The 2,473-nt window shown below is 73.0% G+C and carries 2 protein-coding genes; one reads left to right on the top strand and one right to left on the bottom strand.

Translation table 11 applies throughout. From position 1 onward, the window contains the following. Positions 1-80: 80 nt before the first annotated feature. Positions 81-1,508 carry an APC family permease gene (locus tag ACYVE7_RS32550; RefSeq protein ID WP_460370223.1) on the bottom strand — a complete coding sequence of 476 codons (1,428 nt, stop codon included), beginning with the start codon at positions 1,506-1,508 and terminating at the stop codon, positions 81-83. Positions 1,509-1,705: 197 nt separating this feature from the next. On the opposite strand from ACYVE7_RS32550, the gene ACYVE7_RS32545 reads away from it, so the two are divergent. After that, positions 1,706-2,473 (top strand): ATP-binding protein (locus ACYVE7_RS32545; RefSeq protein ID WP_460370221.1); only part of this gene is annotated, 768 nt, incomplete at its 3' end.

Raw genomic sequence — 2,473 nt, 5'->3', positions numbered from 1 at the left:
CGGCCGCCCAGTGGGCGAGGTAGTCCGCCACCCGCTCGGCCGTGGGGACGATCCCCTCGCCCGGCAGGTCGAGGGCCGGTTCAGCGGGGTTCGAGGGCATCGGGCCTCCCGTCGAAGGCGCCGATCCGGGCGTACCGCTCCGGATCGGCGCGGCGGAGCCGCAGCGCGTGGACCGCCCCGGCCACCGCGAGCAGCAGGACCACGTACGGCAGCGCCAGGACGGCCGGGGCGTCGGTGTCGGCGAGCGTGTCGAAATGCAGGAGCAGCAGGGACGCGCCGGTCAGCAGCCCGGCGCAGCCCGCCAGCGGCAGGACCAGGGTCCGCAGCACCGAACCACCGCCCTGACGGCGGAAGTGGACGACGCACGCGACCGCGGTCAGCGCCTGGAGCAGCACGATGCCCAGCGTGGACAGACCGCTCATCACCGTCACCAGATTGGTGTACGGGTCGAGGCCCGCGATGGCGAACACCGCGATCACCGCCGCGACGAACAGGGTCTGGGCGAGGCTGGCACGGAACGGCGAGCCGAGCCGCGGGTGGGCGTCACCGATCCGGGCGGGCGCGAGACCGTCGTGGGCGAGCGCGAAAAGGTACCGGTTGGTGGCGTTGTGCGCCGACAGCAGGGAGGCGAACACGCTGGTGATGACGAGCAGCCCGAACACCGACTCGGCGGCCTCGCCCAGCACGTCGGCGGTGATGTTGAAGAACAGGTCGCCTTCCTGGGCGTCGGCCACGGCCTTCGCCCGGTCCGCGCCCACCGCGCCCACCATCAGCCAGCTCGTCAGCGTGTAGAAGATCCCGATCACCAGGACGGCCGCGTAGGTGGCGCGCGGCACGGACTTCGCCGGTTCGCGGGTCTCCTCCGCGTACAGCGCCGCCGCCTCGTATCCGGCGAACGACCCGAACGCGAACATGAACGCCACCCCGGGCGCCCCGGAGAAGATCTCGGACGGGGTGAACGACGCGACCACCAGGGCGTCCGTGCCCCGGTCCAGCAGGACCCCGAGGTCGAACACCACGAGCACCGCGACCTCGCAGATCATCAGCGCCGCCAGCACCTTGGCCGACAGATCGATGCTGCGCCGCCCGAGCAGCCCCATGATGAGCACCGCGACCCCGCTGTACACCCACCAGGGTCCTGGCGCCCCCGCCTCGTGGGCGAGGAAGTAGCCGAGACCGCCGGCGAGCGCCGCGACCAGGCCGTTGTACCCGACGAGCGCGAGCACCGCGCCCGCCGCCGCGAACGGCCGGCCGAGACCGCGCGCGAGATAGGCGTAGAACCCGCCGCGGCCGGTGACGCTCCGCGCCATCGCCGCGTACCCCACGGAGAAGCAGACCAGCGTGACGGTCGCCACGAGATACGCGCCGGGCACCCCGGCGCCGTTCCCGTGCCCCATCGACAGCGGTACGGTCCCCGCCATCGCGACCAGCGGCGCCGCCGCGGCCACGACCAGAAAGACGATCCGTGGCGTCGTCAGCCCGCCACTCAGCCGCACCTCGGCGCTCATGCCCAGCCCCTCAGTTCATCCCCATACAGAGTGGACATATTTCACCCCACCCGGCGTTTCCGACAATCGTTGACCGGCGTCAACCCGTCAACCGTGATCGAAAGGTGTCCGAAACCCGGTGCGGTCCGTCCCGAAAGCACGGGCTTGGTCGGCCGGAGCGGTCGTTCTGTCGGTGCGGTTGAGTAGCGTGGTCGTCCATGGGCGGTCTGATCGGGCGGGCGCGCGCCGAGACGGCGCTGGCGGGCGAGATCGCCCGTGTCGACGCCAGCCACGGCGGGCTGGTCCTCATCGCGGGTGAGGCGGGCATCGGCAAGAGCGCGCTGGTCGCGTCCGGAGTCGCCGAGGCCAGAAAGCGCGGCGCGCTCGTCGTCAGCGGGGCGTGCTGGGATTCCGGCAGCGCCCCCGGCTTCTGGCCGTGGACGCAGGTGGTGCGGGCGGTGCGCAGGCACGCGCCGTCCATCGGGCGGCCCCGGGCGCTCGGCGTGCTGGTGGGCGAGGAGCCGGGGGATGCGGAACTGGCGGAGTTCCAGCTCTTCGACGCCGTCGCCACCGCGCTGGTCGAGGCGTCGCAGGAGCGGGCCGTCGTGGTCGTCCTGGAGGATCTGCACTGGGCGGACGAGGCGTCGCTGCGGCTGCTGGAGTTCGCCGCGCAGCACACCTGGTTCGAACGGCTGCTGCTGGTCGGCACCTACCGCGACGACGAGGCCGAGGCCGTCGGGCACCGGCTCGCGCCGCTGATGTCGCCGCTGGTCGCCAAGGCCACGACCGTCACCCTCACCGGCCTCGGCCCCGAGGAGACCCGCGCCCTCGTCGTCCGGACGGCGGGCCGCGATCCCGGGCCCGAGCTGGCCGCCGAGGTCTGCCGCCGCACCGGCGGCAACCCCTTCTTCATCGAGCAGACCGCGCGGCTCTGGCAGAACGGCGGCTCGCCCACCACGATCCCGCCGGGCGTCCGCGACGCCCTC

The organism is Actinocorallia lasiicapitis (genome assembly GCF_054778695.1).
Note: the sequence above shows the minus strand (reverse complement) of the source record. Positions and strands in the feature narration are given on the sequence as shown.